The 15,927-nt window shown below is 63.4% G+C and carries 12 protein-coding genes; 6 read left to right on the forward strand and 6 right to left on the reverse strand.

What is annotated here, in order from left to right:
• Position 1 precedes the first annotated feature (1 nt).
• The 5 genes from QFZ88_RS23295 to topA form a co-directional block, all read right to left on the reverse strand.
• The gene (locus QFZ88_RS23295) at positions 2–1,186 is read right to left on the reverse strand and encodes an MFS transporter (RefSeq protein WP_024923875.1); all 1,185 of its coding nucleotides are present in this window, start codon (positions 1,184–1,186) and stop codon (positions 2–4) included.
• 30 nt (positions 1,187–1,216) lie between these two features.
• Positions 1,217–1,957, reverse strand: a complete 741-nt coding sequence (locus QFZ88_RS23300; protein ID WP_024923874.1) for an NUDIX hydrolase — start codon at positions 1,955–1,957, stop codon at positions 1,217–1,219.
• 72 nt (positions 1,958–2,029) lie between these two features.
• On the reverse strand, positions 2,030–2,464 hold the full coding sequence (locus tag QFZ88_RS23305; RefSeq protein WP_024923873.1) for a DUF983 domain-containing protein: 435 nt from the start codon (positions 2,462–2,464) through the stop codon (positions 2,030–2,032).
• Positions 2,464–4,764, reverse strand: coding sequence for a ribonuclease R (rnr, locus tag QFZ88_RS23310; protein WP_024923872.1), 2,301 nt, complete (start codon positions 4,762–4,764; stop codon positions 2,464–2,466). Before rnr ends, QFZ88_RS23305 begins: the two co-directional genes overlap by 1 nt.
• A gap of 4 nt (positions 4,765–4,768) precedes the next feature.
• Positions 4,769–7,330 carry a type I DNA topoisomerase gene (gene topA / locus QFZ88_RS23315; protein WP_024923871.1) on the reverse strand — a complete coding sequence of 854 codons (2,562 nt, stop codon included), beginning with the start codon at positions 7,328–7,330 and terminating at the stop codon, positions 4,769–4,771.
• Positions 7,331–7,608: 278 nt separating this feature from the next.
• Between topA and QFZ88_RS23320 the strand changes: the two genes are divergently transcribed.
• From QFZ88_RS23320 to QFZ88_RS23345, 6 genes are all read left to right on the forward strand, one after another.
• Positions 7,609–7,812, forward strand: coding sequence for a hypothetical protein (locus QFZ88_RS23320; protein ID WP_024923870.1), 204 nt, complete (start codon positions 7,609–7,611; stop codon positions 7,810–7,812).
• Positions 7,813–7,953: 141 nt separating this feature from the next.
• Positions 7,954–8,700 carry a cytochrome c biogenesis CcdA family protein gene (locus QFZ88_RS23325; RefSeq protein WP_024923869.1) on the forward strand — a complete coding sequence of 249 codons (747 nt, stop codon included), beginning with the start codon at positions 7,954–7,956 and terminating at the stop codon, positions 8,698–8,700.
• 113 nt (positions 8,701–8,813) lie between these two features.
• Positions 8,814–10,163, forward strand: a complete 1,350-nt coding sequence (gene glmU, locus QFZ88_RS23330) for a bifunctional UDP-N-acetylglucosamine diphosphorylase/glucosamine-1-phosphate N-acetyltransferase GlmU (RefSeq protein WP_024923868.1) — start codon at positions 8,814–8,816, stop codon at positions 10,161–10,163.
• Between the two features lie 159 nt (positions 10,164–10,322).
• Positions 10,323–12,146 (forward strand): glutamine--fructose-6-phosphate transaminase (isomerizing), encoded by a 1,824-nt coding sequence (gene glmS / locus QFZ88_RS23335; RefSeq protein WP_024923867.1) that lies wholly within the window; start codon positions 10,323–10,325, stop codon positions 12,144–12,146.
• Positions 12,147–12,364: 218 nt separating this feature from the next.
• Positions 12,365–12,943, forward strand: a complete 579-nt coding sequence (locus QFZ88_RS23340) for a DUF2272 domain-containing protein (RefSeq protein ID WP_024923866.1) — start codon at positions 12,365–12,367, stop codon at positions 12,941–12,943.
• 153 nt (positions 12,944–13,096) lie between these two features.
• Positions 13,097–13,849 carry a DUF502 domain-containing protein gene (locus QFZ88_RS23345; protein ID WP_024923865.1) on the forward strand — a complete coding sequence of 251 codons (753 nt, stop codon included), beginning with the start codon at positions 13,097–13,099 and terminating at the stop codon, positions 13,847–13,849.
• Here the strand turns inward: QFZ88_RS23345 and recG are convergent.
• Complete coding sequence (recG, locus tag QFZ88_RS23350; protein ID WP_024923864.1) at positions 13,801–15,909, reverse strand: ATP-dependent DNA helicase RecG; 2,109 nt, start codon at positions 15,907–15,909, stop codon at positions 13,801–13,803. The genes QFZ88_RS23345 and recG overlap by 49 nt on opposite strands.
• Positions 15,910–15,927: the final 18 nt, after the last annotated feature.

Below are 15,927 nucleotides of genomic sequence, written 5' to 3' on the forward strand. Positions count from 1 at the left end.
TCTAGCCGGGTCCCCGCCTGAACGCGAGCCTCCCGATCGCCAGCACCATATAGGCGGCGAAGAACAGCGACAGCGCGCCGCCGAAGCCGGACGGGCCGAAAGCGTCCATGCCGATGCCGATCGCCTGTGGCCCCAGCACCATGCCGACACCGTAGCAAAGCACGAAGGCGGCGTTGGCGGATGCCAGTTCATGTCCTGAAAGCTGCGAGCCGAGATGGGCAAGGCCGACCGTGTAGAGCGCGGCGACGACGCCGCCCCACACGAACAGCAGGGCCGCCATCAGGTACCAGTTCTGCGCAAGATGCGGCATCACCAGTGTGCCGAGCAGCCCGACGGCGGCGCAGATCAACAACAGGTAGCGGCGGTCGCCGACCCGGTCGCTGATCATGCCAAGCGGTATCTGCAAGAGCACGTTACCGAGGCCGATCATGGTCAGCAGAAGTGCTGCATCCGCCTCGGAATAGCCGATACGGTTGCCATAGACCGGGAACAGCGCGAAACCGCCGGTTTCCACGGCGCCGAACACCAGGACGGCCGCGGTGGCCGTGGGAACAAGCCAGATATATTGCAGGAAGCCACTGGTCTCCTCGCCTTCGGCGCGGATGGGCGGGCTTTCCTTGCGGGCTGCCAGGACCGGTATCGCGGCAATCATCACCAGTACGACGATGACGCCGAAGGGCAGGAAACCGGAACTGCCGATTCGCGAGAACAGCCAGGGCCCGGCGGCGAAACCCAGCGACAGCACAGTGGCATAGATACCCAGCACCAGACCGCGCCGCTTCGGCGGCGCCGAAGTGCTGATCCAGAATTCGGACAGGATGAACAGGACCGTCAGCGCGATATGCAGCACCACGCGCAACGGAAACCACATCCAGAACGCGGTCGCGAAATGGAAGCCGACAAAGGCGAGCGCGCCGGCGGCGATCATAATCAGCATGGTCCAGGCGACGCCGAGGCGCGTGGCGATCGGTGTCGCCAGCGGTGCGCCTGCGATCGAGGCGAGGCCGGCCACGGCGGTATTGAGGCCGATCATCGACGCCGAATGACCGCGTGATTCCAGGATGACGCTGAGCAGCGGCATGCCGAGGCCGATGGCGATGCCGACCACGCTGATCGAGGAAATGGCCGCGATCATCGGCAGCCAGTGTACGCTCTCCTCGTCCTGCGACTTGGTTTCGACCGTCATGCGATGTCCGATAGCTGGAAGATTTTCGTGTTAAAGTACTTCGCGCACGAAGCGGTTGTGGAGCATCCTGTAGAACGGCACCGCGCCGCCGGGCCGCAACAGCGGATCGTCGCGAAGGCGCTTCTCGAGTTCTTCCAGGATAGTTCGGGTGATCGTCGGAATGTCTGCTTGTTTGGCCTCGCCGACCGGCAGCCAGACCAGCTCTTCGAGTTCGTTGGTCGGCCCGCCATCCGGCAGCGCAACGGCGACGTCGTCGCGCCATGCCGCCAGGAAACGTGTGTCGAAGCGGCGCACGCGGCCGGGCGGCGTAATGGCGCGAGCAATGAAGCGCACGGCCTCCAGGGAGGGCTGCACGCCGTGCTCGACGAAACCCTGCCAGTCGCGCTTGCCGGTGGTGAGCGCGCCCTTGCGGCCGATCAGCAGCCCGGCCTCCTCGTAAGTTTCGCGGATGGCTGACAATGCAATGGCGCGAGCGCGGACCGGGCCGGTACGTCCGGCGCCTGCCGTCAGCTTGGCCTGTTCCTGCGGATGCAATTGCGTTGCCACCGGCACGCGGCTGTCGGCGGGGTCAGTGCGGCCGCCGGGAAACACGAACTTGCCGGGCATGAACGCATGGCCGGCATGACGGCGGCCCATCAGCACGTGGAAATCGTTGCCTTTGCGGTCGAGCAGAATGAGGGTCGCGGCATCGCGCGGACGCTTCGGCCCCTCGCCAAGCGCCACATCGTTGCGCTCGGCCTTGTCGACTTCCGCCTTGGTCATACCTCGCATGCGACCGACCTAGCGGAAACTCATGTCAAATTAAAGAGGTTCGCGTCGGCTGGCGATTACGCCAGCCCGGGCTCAAGTCTCGGGATGCCCCTCGATATGGTCGACCTCGCCGCCGAAGCCGTGCATGTAGTAGGCCCATTGCAGGCCAACGACGGCCCCTTTGATCGGCTGCAGCAACGCCAACGACATGATGACGGTCAACGGTGCCCAGATCGCCAGATGCTGCCACGTGGTCAGCGTCGAGGTGGCTTCCACGCCCATGAAACCGCCAAGGACGACGTGGCCGACGATGACGATCACCAGATAGGCCGGCAGGTCGTCGGCGCGATGGTGATGGAATTCCTCACCGCAGACCTGGCAATTGTCGAAGGTCTTGGTGAAGGCGCGGAACAGCTTGCCTTCGCCGCAGTTCGGGCAACGGCAGAAAAAGCCGCGCTTCAGCGCCGGCCAAAGCGGGCGGACTACCCTCGCGGATTGCTGTTGGCCACCGAAAACCTGCTGTTGCATCATCGTCTCCTGCCGCGCGATCCTGAACGCGATTGCGAGGCGCGGGCGCGGCCCTTTGCCTTGTGGAACGATCGTTTCGAGCCGGGCAGGGGTTTGGGAGCGCTCAGCATTTCAAAGCGCATGGCGCCAGCCATTGGCGCCACCTCGACCAGGCGAACTTCTACCCGGTCGGCGAGCTGATATCCCTTGCCGCTGCGTTCTCCGAAAAGCGAACGCGCCGTTTCGTCATACACATAGTAATCGTCACCCAGAGACGACACCGGGATAAAACCATCTGCGCCAAATTGTGGCAATTGGACAAAAAGTCCTGATTTGGTCACGCCTGAAATGCGCGCGTCGAAGCGCTCGTCGATCCGTTCCGCCAGATAGCCCGCGATCAGGCGATCGACGGTTTCGCGTTCCGCCGCCATGGCGCGGCGCTCCGCCGCCGAAATCAGCGCGGCGGTCTCGGCCAATCTTTCCTCCTCGCCATGCGTCAGCCCGTCCGGCCCGAGGCCGAGCGTGGCGATCAGTCCGCGATGTACGATCAGGTCGGCATAGCGGCGGATCGGCGAGGTGAAATGCGCGTAGCGGCGCAGGTTCAGGCCGAAATGGCCGATATTGTCGGGGTTGTATTCGGCCTGGCTCTGCGAGCGCAGCACGACTTCATTGACCAGCGCTTCATTGTCGGCGCCGCGAACGCGTTCCAGGATGGAATTGAACTGGCTTGGCCGCATCTGTGCCCCGCGGGCCAGCGACAGGCCAAGTGTCTGCAGGAATTCGCGCAGCGATTCCTGCTTAGCCAGCGTCGGTCCGTCATGGATGCGGTAGACGAGCGCCTGTTTTTTTGCCTCGAGCGTTTCAGCGGCGGCGACATTCGCCTGGATCATGAATTCTTCGATCAGCTTGTGCGCATCCAGCCGCTCCGGAACAACGACGCGGTCGACGGTGCCGTCTTCCTTGAGCAGGATCTTGCGTTCGGGAAGGTCGAGTTCCAATGGCTGGCGCGCGTCGCGGCCGCGCTTCAGTACTGCATAGGCGTCCCATAGCGGCTTGAGCACGCCGTCGAGGATGGGGCTGGTCTTCTCGTCGGTTGCGCCGTCGATTGCCGCCTGAGCCTGCGGATAGGCAAGCTTGGCCGCCGATTTCATCATTACCCGGTGGAATGTATGCCGGACTTTTCGCCCTTCCGCCGAAAACGTCATGCGAACGGCAATCGCCGGCCGGTCCTCGCCTTCGCGCAGCGAGCACAGATTATTCGAGATGCGCTCGGGCAGCATCGGCACCACCCGGTCCGGGAAATAGACCGAGTTGCCGCGCTTCAGCGCTTCGCGGTCCAGCGCCGAGTTCGGCCGCACATAGGCGGCGACATCGGCGATGGCCACGGTCACCACCACGCCACCGGGATTATGCTCATCCGGGTCCGGTATCGCATAGACGGCGTCGTCATGGTCCTTGGCGTCGGCCGGGTCGATGGTGACCAGCGGCAGGTCGCGCCAATCCTCGCGCCCCTGCAGCGTCACCGGCTTCAGCGCTTCGGCTTCGGCCAGCACATCGGCGGGGAAGATATGCGGGATGTCGTGTGCGTGGATGGCGATCATCGAGACCGCTTTTTCGCTGGTCAGCGAACCCAGCACCGTCAGCACCTTGGCGCGCGGCAGGCCATAGCGGCCGGCTCGCGAAGGCTCGACCTCGACCAGATCGCCATGCTTGGCGCCGTTCTGGAATTCCTTGTCGACGATCAGTTCGGGCTGGCGCCGTTCCACCGGCTCGATGCGGAAAGTCCCGTCCTTCAGCACGCGGAAGACGCCGAGCACCGCATCGCTGCGTTTCTCGAACACTTTCATGATCCGCGCCGTGTAGGCGGGGCCGCTGACCTCGTCGGTCGGGAAGGTTTTGGCCAGCACGCGGTCGCCGATGCCGGCCACCGGGCCGCCGCGCGAAGCGCGGATCGAGACCACTGGCGGTTCGCCATTGCCCTGATGTTCGGCTGGCCGTCCGATAAGGCCGCCCTGGTCGTCGCGGCCAATCACGTCGAGCACGGTCACATGGGGCAAGGCCCCGGGCCGAATATGACGCTTGCGTTTCTGCTCCAGCAGGCCCTCGTCCTGGAGGTCGCGCAGCAGCTCCTTCAGCCAGACGCGATCGTCGCCGCGCAGTGCAAAGGCCTTGGCGATCTCGCGCTTGCCCGAGCGGTCGGGATTTTCCGCGATGTAACGCAGGATCTCGTCACGGGAGGGGCGATATTGGTCGCGCGGCCCCCGGCGGGTATCGGCAGCGCGGGGATCGCCATGGCTTCGTCCGGAGATCCTGCGCGCCAATGTCTTACCCCTTCTTCTTGCCGCGGAATGGCTTCTTGCCACCGCCGCCCTTGGCTTCCTTTTCGGCGATCAGCGCGACCGCCTCGTCCATGGTGACCGATTGCGGGTCCTTGTCCTTGGGCAAGGTCGCATTGATCTTGCCGAAATTGACATAGGCACCGTATTTGCCGTCGCGCACGGTGATCTTGCCGCCGCCGGCCGGATGGTCGCCAAGCTCCTTCAGGGCCGCCGGTGTGCCGCCATTGCGTCCACCCTTGCCCTTGGACTGTTTCTCGGCCAGCACCGAAACGGCGCGGTTAAGGCCGATAGAAAACACGTCCTCGATGCTTTCGATATTGGCGTAGGTGCCGTCGTGAAGCACGAACGGTCCATAGCGCCCGAGGCCCGCCGAGATCATCTTGCCGGTTTCGGGATGCTGGCCGACATCGCGCGGCAATGAAAGCAGCGCCAGCGCCTTCTCGTGGTCGATCGACGCCGCCGCCCAGCCCTTGGGCAGGCTGGAACGCTTGGCATCCTTGCCTTCGCCGCGCTGGACATAGGGTCCGAAGCGGCCGGAGCGCAGGGTGATTTCCTCTGCCGTATACGGGTCCTTGCCGAGGACCTTGGTGCCGTCCTCGACCGCGCCGTTCTCGCCATTGCCGTTCGGCCCGTCGAGCTGGCGCGTGAAACCGCATTCGGGATAGTTCGAGCAGCCGACGAAAGCGCCGAATTTGCCGAGTTTCAGCGACAGGTTGCCGGTGCCGCACTTTGGGCAGATGCGCGGGTTGGAGCCGTCTTCGCGCTCGGGGAAAACCAGCGGCGCCAATTCCTCGTTCAGCGCATCGAGCACCTCGGTGACACGCAGTTCCTTGATGCCGTCGACTGCACCGGAAAAATCCTTCCAGAAGTCGCGCAGCACGTCTTTCCAGGAGAGCTTGCCGTCGGAGATTTCGTCGAGCTTCTCCTCGAGCGAGGCGGTGAAGTCGTATTCGACATAGTGCTCGAAGAAGCCTTCCATGAAGGCCGTGACCAGCCGGCCCTTGGATTGGGGCATCAGCTTGCGGTTCTCGATCTTGATGTAATCGCGATCTTCCAGCGTCTTCAGCGTCGCGACATAGGTCGACGGCCGGCCGATGCCGAGCTCTTCCATCTTCTTGATGAAGCTGGCTTCCGAATAGCGCGGCGGCGGCTCGGTCGAATGCTGGGTGGCACTGATCTGTTCGCGCTTCAGCGTTTCCTCGGGGCGGATTTCGGGCAGACGACGATTTTCCTCGTCCTCCGAATCCTCGTCCTTCTGGTCGGTATAGGCGGCGATGAAGCCGTCGAAGCGGGTGACCGATCCGACCGCGCGCAGACCGGCGGTCTTCGCACCGTTCTTCGCCTCGATCTCCACCGTGGTGCGCTCGATCTCCGCCGGCTGCATCTGGCTGGCGATCGCTCGCTTCCAGATCATCTCATAGAGCCTGGCCTGGTCGGCATCGAGAAATTTGCGCATCTCGGCCGGCGTGCGGTTGAAGTCGGTCGGGCGGATCGCCTCGTGCGCTTCCTGGGCGTTCTTGGCCTTGGTGGTGTAGTGGCGCGGTTTCTCCGGCAGATATTTCGCGCCGAATTCCTTGACGATGGCATCGCGGGCGGCGGCGATCGCCTCCGGCGCCATCTGCACGCCGTCGGTTCGCATATAGGTGATCAGGCCGGTGGTCTCACCGCCGATGTCCATGCCTTCGTAGAGGCGCTGGGCAACCTGCATGGTGCGCTGCGCCGAGAAGGAGAGCCGCGACGACGCGGCCTGCTGCAGCGTCGAGGTGGTGAAGGGCGGTCCCGGATTGCGCTTGGTCGGCTTGGCTTCCACCGACAGTGCCCGGAACGAAGCGCCTTCGAGCATCGTCTTGATGTCGTCGGCCATGGCCTGCGAGGAAATGTCGAGCTTCTGCAGCTTCTTGCCGTCGAAGGCGGTTAGCCGTGCCTCGAAGTTTTCATTGCGCGGCGTGCCGAGGATGGCGGCGATCTGCCAGTATTCCTCGCGCACGAAGCGCTCGATCTCGGCCTCGCGGTCGCAGACGAAACGCAGCGCGACCGATTGCACGCGACCGGCAGAGCGGGCGCCGGGCAGTTTGCGCCACAGCACCGGCGAAAGCGTGAAGCCGACCAGATAGTCGAGCGCACGCCGTGCCAGATAGGCATCCACCAGCGGCGGATCGATCTCGCGCGGGTTGGCGATGGCGTCGAGCACCGCCTGTTTGGTGATCGAGTTGAAGGCGACACGCTTGATCGGCTTGTCCTTCAGCACCTTCTTCTGCTTCAGCACTTCCAGCACGTGCCATGCAATGGCTTCGCCTTCGCGATCCGGGTCGGTGGCGAGGATCAGGCCGTCGGCTTCTTTCACCGCCTTGGCGAGTTCGGACAGGCGTTTCGCGGAGGCAGTGTCGACTGCCCACGACATGGCGAAGTCATCGTCGGGTTTCACCGAACCGTCCTTGGCCGGCAGGTCACGGACATGGCCGAACGAGGCCAGAACCTTGTAGTTCTTGCCCAGATATTTGTTGATGCTTTTGACCTTGTTCGGCGATTCGACGACGACGACGTCCATGTGCGACTGCATTCCTGTGCGGCGCCAAACCGGGAACCGTGGCGCGGGAAGCTGAAAATCCGCCCGTCAAATGGCCGTGCTTTTCAGTCTGGTCAAGAGGCGGGGGTAAATTGGCGGCTTACAACGCGATGCAACTTTTGGGTGTTATGCATCAATATTGCAATTTTAGATTGTCATAATACACTGTCCGGACGGTCCGCTGTGTAGCCTTCGCGAAGTCGAACGTCGCGGACCGATGAAGCTGAATTCAGTTTCGCTGCAGGGGGAAGGTTCTGTCGATGCCTCAATCTTATCCGCAAGGGCGCACGGATACACTCGACTATATGCATGCGATGCTCGGCCAACTGCGCGGCATGGCGGAAGCCGAACGTTTCGACATGCTGACCTATCTCATCGAGATGGCTTATATCGAAGCGGGAGACATCATTCGAAACGAGCGGCCGGCACGGGTCTACCCTGTGAGGCGCAAAGGCAACGCCTGAACGACGGCTGTCGAGGGGCTGGCTTTCCTCCCATTGGTTTGACCTGATCGAGTAGGCTCTGCGCTGACTTGCCACAGAATGGTGATTGGAGCCTGGGCGCTTGGAACGCTATATCGTCGTTCGCATCGGACGGAGCGGCGAATGGCATTGGACATCGGCTATATCAGCGCAGTCGGGGCAGGGGCGATTTCGTTTCTGTCGCCATGCGTGTTGCCGCTGGTGCCACCTTATCTCTGCTATATGGCGGGCGTTTCGGTCGACGATTTCCGCGGTAATGCCGGCATCGCCGCCAAGGCCGGCGCGCGCGGCGCATTGCTGATCGCCTCCATCGCCTTCGTGCTCGGCTTCTCCACGGTCTTCGTCGCGCTTGGCGCCGGCGCCTCGACCATCGGCAGGTTGTTGCGTGTCTACCAGGAACCGCTGGCGATGATCGCCGGCGCGCTCATCATCTTGATGGGGCTGAATTTCCTGGGCATCGTGCGCATTCCGCTCCTGTCGCGCGAAGCAAGGTTCCAGTCGCAGGGCAAGCCGGCCAGCGCCGTAGCGGCCTATGTCATGGGCCTGGCCTTCGCCTTTGGCTGGACACCGTGCATCGGCCCGGTGCTCGGCCCGATCCTCACACTTGCCGGCGGGCGCGAGACGATGAGCGAGGGCGCTCTGTTGCTCGCCGCCTATTCGCTCGGCCTCGGCATTCCTTTCTTCATCGCGGCGCTGTTTTCCGGTGCCTTCATGCGCTTCCTCGGCAAGTTCCGCCTGCATCTCGGCCGTGTCGAAAAGGCGATCGGCGCCTTGCTTGTGGTTGCCGGCGTCTTCTTCCTGACCGGCGGCGTGCAGGTGATGGCCTATTGGCTTCTGGAGAATTTTCCGGCCCTCGGCCGCTTGGGTTAGAGTTCCGGCCTGTCACGCCGGCGCTCTAACCGGCATCTCGGAATTTAACCGTATTGGTACCATATCGCGCCGATGCTAGAAGGCTTCCACCTCTTCTCCATCGGTAGCTGCTCATGACCTCTAGAACCTGCCTGTCCGTTATCCTTGCCGCCGGCGAGGGCACGCGCATGAAAAGCGCGCTGCCCAAGGTCCTGCATCCGATCGCCGGGCTGCCGCTGGTCGCCCATGTCGTGAAGGCGGCGGAGGCGGCGGGGGCGACGGATTTGGCGCTCGTCATCGGCCATGGCGCCGACGAGATGCGCAAGGCGGCGGCGAAATTCGCGCCTGGCGCGGGCACCTTCGTGCAGGAACCGCGCCTGGGAACCGCCCATGCCGTGCTGGCCGCGCGCGATGCGGTGGCCAAGGGGTATGACGACATCCTGGTCATGTTCGGTGACACCCCGCTCATCGACGCCGCGGCTCTTGGCGAGGCGCGGGCGAAGCTTGCCGCCGGCGCGGCCGTCGTGGTTATCGGCTTCCGTCCGCCGAGCCCAGCCGGCTACGGTCGCTTGATCGAGAAAGCCGGCAAGCTGGTGGCGATCCGCGAAGAAAAGGACTGCACGGACGAGGAGCGCAAGATCGGCTTCTGCAATGCCGGCATGATGGCGGTCTCGGGCCGGCATGCGCTGGAATTGCTGGACGCGGTCGGCAACGCCAATGCCAAGGGCGAATATTACCTCACCGACATCGTCGAGATCGCCGGAGCGAAGGGCCTCGATGTGGTCGCGACCGAGGCCGGCTTCGAGAATGCACTCGGCATCAACAACCGCGCCGAGCTCGCCGAGGCCGAAGCGATCTGGCAGAAGCGCCGCCGCCAACAGGCGATGCTGTCGGGCGTCACGCTGATCGCGCCGGAAACGGTCTATTTTTCGCACGATACCGAGCTTGGACCCGATACGGTCGTCGAACCCAATGTCGTCTTCGGCCCGGGCGTCAAAATAGCCGGCGGCGTCAAGATCCATGCCTTCAGCCATATCGAGGGCGCGACAGCGGCAACCGGTGCCGATATCGGGCCCTTTGCCCGGCTGCGCCCCGGCGCGGACCTTGCGGCCAAGGCCAAGGTCGGCAACTTCGTCGAGGTCAAGAACGCCAGGATCGAGGCTGGCGCCAAGGTCAATCACCTGACCTATATCGGCGACGCGCGCATCGGCGCCGGCGCCAACATCGGTGCCGGCACCATCACCTGCAATTATGACGGCTACTCCAAATTCTTCACCGATATCGGCGAGGGCGCTTTCGTCGGCTCGAATTCGTCGCTGGTGGCCCCGCTCAAGCTCGGCAACGGCGCATACGTCGCTTCGGGCAGCGTGATTACGGAAGACGTGCCAGAAGATGCTTTGGCTTTCGGCCGCGCGCGCCAGAAAACCTTGCCTGGAAAGGGCAAGGAGTTGCGCGCGCGTCAAGCTTCCGCCGCGAAGAAGTGAGAGTTTCTCGCCGCTGGACTTGACGGAACGCTTGTCTTACGAGGCCACAGCGGCGGGCTAAGTCAAAAGACTGGTCGAAACGCAATGTGATTTTCTCAAGCTGTGGCGGTCGACTAAACAGCGACCGGGTTTTGGTCGCAAGGAATCGGGGCATCCCTCATGTGCGGAATTGTTGGAATTGTCGGACACACGCCTGTCGCACCGTTGATCGTCGACGCGCTCAAGCGGCTCGAATATCGCGGCTATGATTCCGCCGGTGTCGCCACCATCGAACACGGCGAGCTCGCGCGCCGCCGCGCCGAGGGCAAGCTGGTCAATCTTGAGCGCAAGCTGCACGCCGAACCGCTCGACGGCACCATCGGCATCGGCCACACACGGTGGGCGACGCACGGCGTTCCGAACGAAACCAATGCGCATCCGCATTTCTCCAACGGCGTGGCCATCGTCCACAACGGCATCATCGAGAACTTCGCCGAATTGCGCGATGAATTGATCGCCGACGGCTACAACTTCGCTTCGCAGACCGACACCGAAGTCGTCGCGCATCTCGTCTCGCGCGAAATGGCGCGAGGCGCCAAGCCGGTCGAAGCCGCCCACAAGGCGCTGAAACGGCTGGAGGGTGCCTTTGCGCTGGCCATCATGTTCAAGGGTGACGAGGACCTGATCGTCGGCGCCCGCAACGGCCCGCCGCTCGCCGTCGGCCACGGCGAAGGTGAGATGTATCTGGGCTCGGACGCCATCGCGCTGGCGCCGTTCACCAACTCCATCACCTATCTGGAGGATGGCGACTGGGCGGTTGTGCGTCGCAACGAGATCGCCATCTTCGACATGGACGGCAACAAGGTCGAGCGCAAGCGCCAGCAGTCGATCGGCACCTCGTTCCTTGTCGACAAGGGCAACCACCGCCACTTCATGCACAAGGAAATCCACGAGCAGCCGGAGGTCATCTCCCACACGCTCGGCAACTACATCGACTTCACCAACGGCAAGGCCAAGGCGCTGGAGTTGCCCTGGGATTTCGCCAAGATCGATCGTCTGGCGATCTCGGCCTGTGGTACGGCCTATCTGGCCGGCCTGATCGGCAAATACTGGTTCGAACGTCTGGCGCGCCTGCCGGTCGACATCGATATCGCTTCGGAATTCCGCTACCGCGAAATGCCACTGTCGAAGAACAGCGCGGCATTGTTCGTGTCGCAGTCGGGCGAGACGGCCGACACGCTGGCCTCGCTGCGTTATTGCCGCAAGGAAGGCGTGCCGATCGGCGTCGTCGTCAACGTGCGCGAATCGACCATGGCGCGAGAGGCGGACGTCATCCTGCCGACGCTGGCCGGTCCTGAGATCGGTGTCGCCTCGACCAAGGCCTTCACTTGCCAGCTTTCGGTGATGGCAGCGCTTGCGGTGCGTGCCGGCGTGGCGCGTGGACACATCTCGCCGGACGAAGAGCAGAAGCTGGTCAAGCAATTGGCCGAGGCGCCTCGCCTCGCCAGCCAGGTCGTCAAGCTGGAAGAGCAGATCGAAAAGGTATCGCGCGACCTCGCCCATCATCGTGACGTGCTTTATCTCGGCCGCGACACCAATTTCCCGCTGGCCCTGGAGGGCGCGCTCAAGCTGAAGGAGCTCTCCTACATCCACGCCGAGGGTTATGCCGCCGGCGAGCTCAAGCATGGCCCGATCGCGCTGATCGACGAGAACATGCCGGTCGTCGTCATCGCGCCCTACGACCGCATCTTCGAAAAAACCGTGTCGAACATGCAGGAAGTGGCGGCGCGCGGCGGCAAGATCATCCTGATCACCGACAAGAAGGGTGCCGAGAAATCGACAGTCAACACCATCGATACCATCGTGCTGCCCGACGTGCCCGAAATCATCGCGCCGATCCTTTATGCGCTGCCCGTCCAGATGTTGGCCTACTTCACCGCCGTGTTCATGGGCACCGACGTCGATCAGCCACGCAATCTGGCCAAGTCGGTGACGGTGGAGTAGCCCTCTCTGGGGCTCCGCTTTTCACCAAGCTGTCTCCTTTCCAAAGCCCTCGCGCCGCGACGGCTTTGTCGTTTCGATCGAAGTTCCGTAATTCAGCCTACGCAATGCCCTGCGGCAGGACTACAATCTAAAGACGCATATATTTGAATTATGTAACTAATAGTTGAAATTGCTGATGATCCGAATATCATCCTTCTTTTCAGGAGAGGGGGATCGACATGGCGACAGCTTTTGCGACCAAACTGGCCTCGCTGGCGGAGGCCGAGTACGACAATTACGGTGGCCATCATGAGACGACGTCGAGGATGGCGACGCGGATCAGAAAATACTGGGGCGACCTTGGTCTGGGGTTTCCAGGCGTCAGCACGCCTTGGTCGGCGGTTTTCGTGTCCTTTTTCGTGAAATCGGCCGGTGCAACGTCGTCGGAGTTCCGTTTCGCGCCCAGGCATTCCGAATTCGTCTTCCAGGCGATCAAGAACGGCAAGGCCGAAACCGGCGTTTTCCGGGGACGGCCCATCGTCAGTTACGCCCCGAAGATCGGTGACATCATCCAAAACAACCGCAACGGGAACCATTTCGACTTCGCGCACGCGGCGGCAAATCACGCCTACGAATCGCATTCCGCGGTCGTCGTCGAGGAAGGTTCCGACGGAAGCGGGCGTTATGTCCGCACTGTCGGTGGCAACGAGGCCGACACTGTTGGCGACCGGGTCGTTCGGCTGAAGTCGAACGGTCTGATCAAGCAGCCCCTTGCCGACCCCACGCGCTTCATCTGCGTCATCGAAACGCTGAAGTAGCCCGTCGCACAAGAAGTGCCGCGCTCTGTGCCGGAGCGACCCGCATGGGCGCCTCCGGCAAACGTCGGCAGCAGGTCGCAACGCAATATCGGTTGTCGGGCAGATGACTTGATGCTCTAAGATAAGTGCAGCGCACAATCCACCGAGCATCGTATGTCCGACAGCCACAAGACCTCGGCGATGGCCCGTCTGAGGAACTATTTCCTCGCCGGTTTCGTCGTCTGCGCGCCGCTGGCGATCACCGCCTATATCGCTTGGTCGTTCGTGGGCTGGGTCGATTCCTGGGTGAAACCCTATATCCCGGCGCGCTACAGTCCCGATACCTATCTGCCGTTCCCGGTGCCCGGTTTCGGGCTGATTGTCGCGCTCATCCTCGTCACGCTGATCGGTTTCCTGGCAGCCAACATCGTCGGCCGCGCCGTGGTGGGCTTCGGCGAGCGCCTGCTCGGTCGCATGCCGCTGGTGCGCGGTATCTACGGTTCGCTGAAACAGATCTTCGAAACCGTCCTGTCCAACAGGAACGACATGTTCCGGCAAGTCGGACTGGTCGAATACCCGCGCAAGGATGTCTGGTCGCTGGTCTTCGTCGCCGGCGAAAAACACACCGAGATCAACGAGAAGCTCGATGTGGAGGGCGACCCGCTGCTTGGCGTCTTCATGCCTTGCACCCCCAACCCGACCACCGGCTTCCTGATGTATGTCCGCAAATCCGAGATCGTCATGCTCGACATGACCATCGAGGAAGGCGCGCGGCTGATCGTGTCGGCCGGTCTCGTCGCGCCTGACCCCAAGAAGAAGATCAAGGGACCGGACGGGCGCTTGATCGATCTTGCCAACCCGCCGGCCGGCACCTTGCCTCAGCCGGCCCGCAAGAGCCGCACCGCCTCGTCGCGCCCGAACAAATAAAGCAGCAACCTGAGCGCTTGCCCACGTTCGCCCTGCAATTCCGGGTCGCGCGTCAGGATCAGCCTTGCGTCGTCGCGCGCGGCTTCCAAAAGATCGGCATGCGCCTCGATGCGCGCCACCTGGAATCCCGGCGTACCGGACTGGCGCGTGCCGAGCAGTTCGCCTTCGCCACGCAGTTTCAGGTCCTCCTCGGCGATGACAAAGCCGTCCTCGGTCTCGCGCATCACCGACAGCCGGCGTTTAGCCGTTTCGCCGAGCGGGTCCTTGTAGAGCAGGACGCAGCTCGACGGTTTCGAACCGCGCCCGACGCGGCCGCGCAACTGGTGCAACTGGGCAAGGCCGAAGCGCTCGGCGTGCTCAATCACCATGATGGTGGCGTCCGGCACGTCGACGCCGACCTCTATCACTGTGGTGGCGATCAGAACGCGTGTCTCGCCTTCCTTGAAGGCGCGCATCGCCTCGTCCTTCTCGGCCCCTTTCATGCGGCCGTGCACGAGGCCGATCCGCTCGCCGAAGACGGGCTTCAGCGAGGCGAAGCGATCTTCCGCCGACATCAGCTTGATCTCTTCCGATTCCTCGACCAGCGGGCAGATCCAGTAGATCTTCTGGCCTTCCGCCACCGCGTCGCGGATGCGGCCGACCAGTTCGTCGAGCCGCTCCAGGGGCAAAGTCACGGTTCGTATCGGCTGCCGTCCCGCCGGTTTTTCGGTGAGTTTCGACACATCCATGTCGCCAAAGGCGGTCAGCACCAGCGTGCGTGGGATCGGCGTCGCCGTCATCACCAGCATGTCGGGTGCGTCGCCCTTGGCCGTGATGGCAAGGCGCTGGTGCACGCCGAAGCGATGTTGTTCGTCGATCACCGCGAAGACCAGGTTCTTGAAGGCGACGGCCTCCTGGAACAGCGCATGCGTGCCGACGACGATGTCGATCGTGCCGTCGGCAAGACCGGCCAAGGTCTCGGTCCTTTCGCGGCCCTTTTCGCGTCCGGTCAGGATGGCTGTCCTGAGGCCGGCCTTCTCCGCCAGCGGCTGGATGGTGGCGAGGTGCTGGCGTGCCAGGATTTCGGTCGGCGCCATCAGTGCTGCCTGGCCGCCGGCTTCGACCGCGTGCGCCATGGCAAGCAGCGCCACCACTGTCTTGCCGGAACCGACATCGCCTTGAAGCAGCCTCAGCATGCGTTCGGGCGCGGCAAGGTCGGACAGGATTTCGGCAAGCGCCGTTTCCTGCGAACCGGTCAGCGAATAGGGCAGGGCGGATCGCAGTTGTTCGAGGATCGCGCCGCTGCCGGTCAGCGGCTGGCCGGAAAGCTTCCTGACGCGGGCCCGCACCAGCGCCAGCGACACCTGGCCGGCAAGGAATTCGTCATAGGCAAGCCGACGCCAGGCGACGCTGTCCGGCAAGGCATCGAGTGGACTTTCGGGGTTGTGCACGCGGTCGAGCGCGGCAGTGAAGGCCGGAAAAGTATGGCGTCGCATGAAGGCGCCGTCCTGCCATTCCGGCATCGTCGGCACGCGGCCCACCGCCTGGCCGATGGCACGGCGCAACACCTTTGTCGAAAGCCCGGCGGTGAGCGGATAGACCGGCTCGACCAGCGGCAGGCTGCCGGCTTCGCTGGCCAGAGCGATGTGGTCGGGATGCACCATGTTCGGGCGGCCGTTGAACCACTCCATGCGGCCCGACACCACCACCTGTTCGCCTTCCGGCATCGCCTTTTCCAGATAGCTGGCATGGGCATGGAAGAAGGTCAGCGCGATCTCGCCGGTATCGTCATGGGCGTAGACCCGGTAGGGCACCGATTTGTTGCCGCGCGGCGGTGGCTGGTGGCGGTCTATGCGCACATCCAGCGTCACGATCGCGCCCTCGGCCGCATAGGCGATACCCGGCCGGTTGCGCCGGTCGATGACGGTATTGGGCAGGACGAACAGAAGATCGCCGACGCGTGCGTCACGGTCGCCAAGATCGGCCGGCACCACCCTTTCGATCAGGGCGGCGACCTTCGACCCGACGCCGGCAAGCGCGGTGATGGGCGAGAATAACGGATCGAGCAGCGAAGGGCGCATGGCCTGCAATAAGCGCGG

The sequence above is a fragment of the Mesorhizobium sp. YL-MeA3-2017 genome (genome assembly GCF_030814575.1).
GTDB classification, from domain to species: domain Bacteria; phylum Pseudomonadota; class Alphaproteobacteria; order Rhizobiales; family Rhizobiaceae; genus Mesorhizobium; species Mesorhizobium terrae.

Bases quoted from the DNA above. Each gene is read 5' to 3' on its own strand.
- QFZ88_RS23325 (WP_024923869.1), top strand. From the start codon at position 7,954: ATGGCATTGGACATCGGCTATATCAGCGCAGTCGGGGCAGGGGCGATT.
- QFZ88_RS23345 (WP_024923865.1), top strand. From the start codon at position 13,097: ATGTCCGACAGCCACAAGACCTCGGCGATGGCCCGTCTGAGGAACTAT.
- recG (WP_024923864.1), bottom strand. From the start codon at position 15,909: ATGCGCCCTTCGCTGCTCGATCCGTTATTCTCGCCCATCACCGCGCTT.
- QFZ88_RS23300 (WP_024923874.1), bottom strand. From the start codon at position 1,957: ATGCGAGGTATGACCAAGGCGGAAGTCGACAAGGCCGAGCGCAACGAT.
- QFZ88_RS23320 (WP_024923870.1), top strand. From the start codon at position 7,609: ATGCCTCAATCTTATCCGCAAGGGCGCACGGATACACTCGACTATATG.
- QFZ88_RS23305 (WP_024923873.1), bottom strand. From the start codon at position 2,464: ATGCAACAGCAGGTTTTCGGTGGCCAACAGCAATCCGCGAGGGTAGTC.
- glmS (WP_024923867.1), top strand. From the start codon at position 10,323: ATGTGCGGAATTGTTGGAATTGTCGGACACACGCCTGTCGCACCGTTG.
- topA (WP_024923871.1), bottom strand. From the start codon at position 7,330: ATGGACGTCGTCGTCGTCGAATCGCCGAACAAGGTCAAAAGCATCAAC.
- glmU (WP_024923868.1), top strand. From the start codon at position 8,814: ATGACCTCTAGAACCTGCCTGTCCGTTATCCTTGCCGCCGGCGAGGGC.
- QFZ88_RS23340 (WP_024923866.1), top strand. From the start codon at position 12,365: ATGGCGACAGCTTTTGCGACCAAACTGGCCTCGCTGGCGGAGGCCGAG.
- QFZ88_RS23295 (WP_024923875.1), bottom strand. From the start codon at position 1,186: ATGACGGTCGAAACCAAGTCGCAGGACGAGGAGAGCGTACACTGGCTG.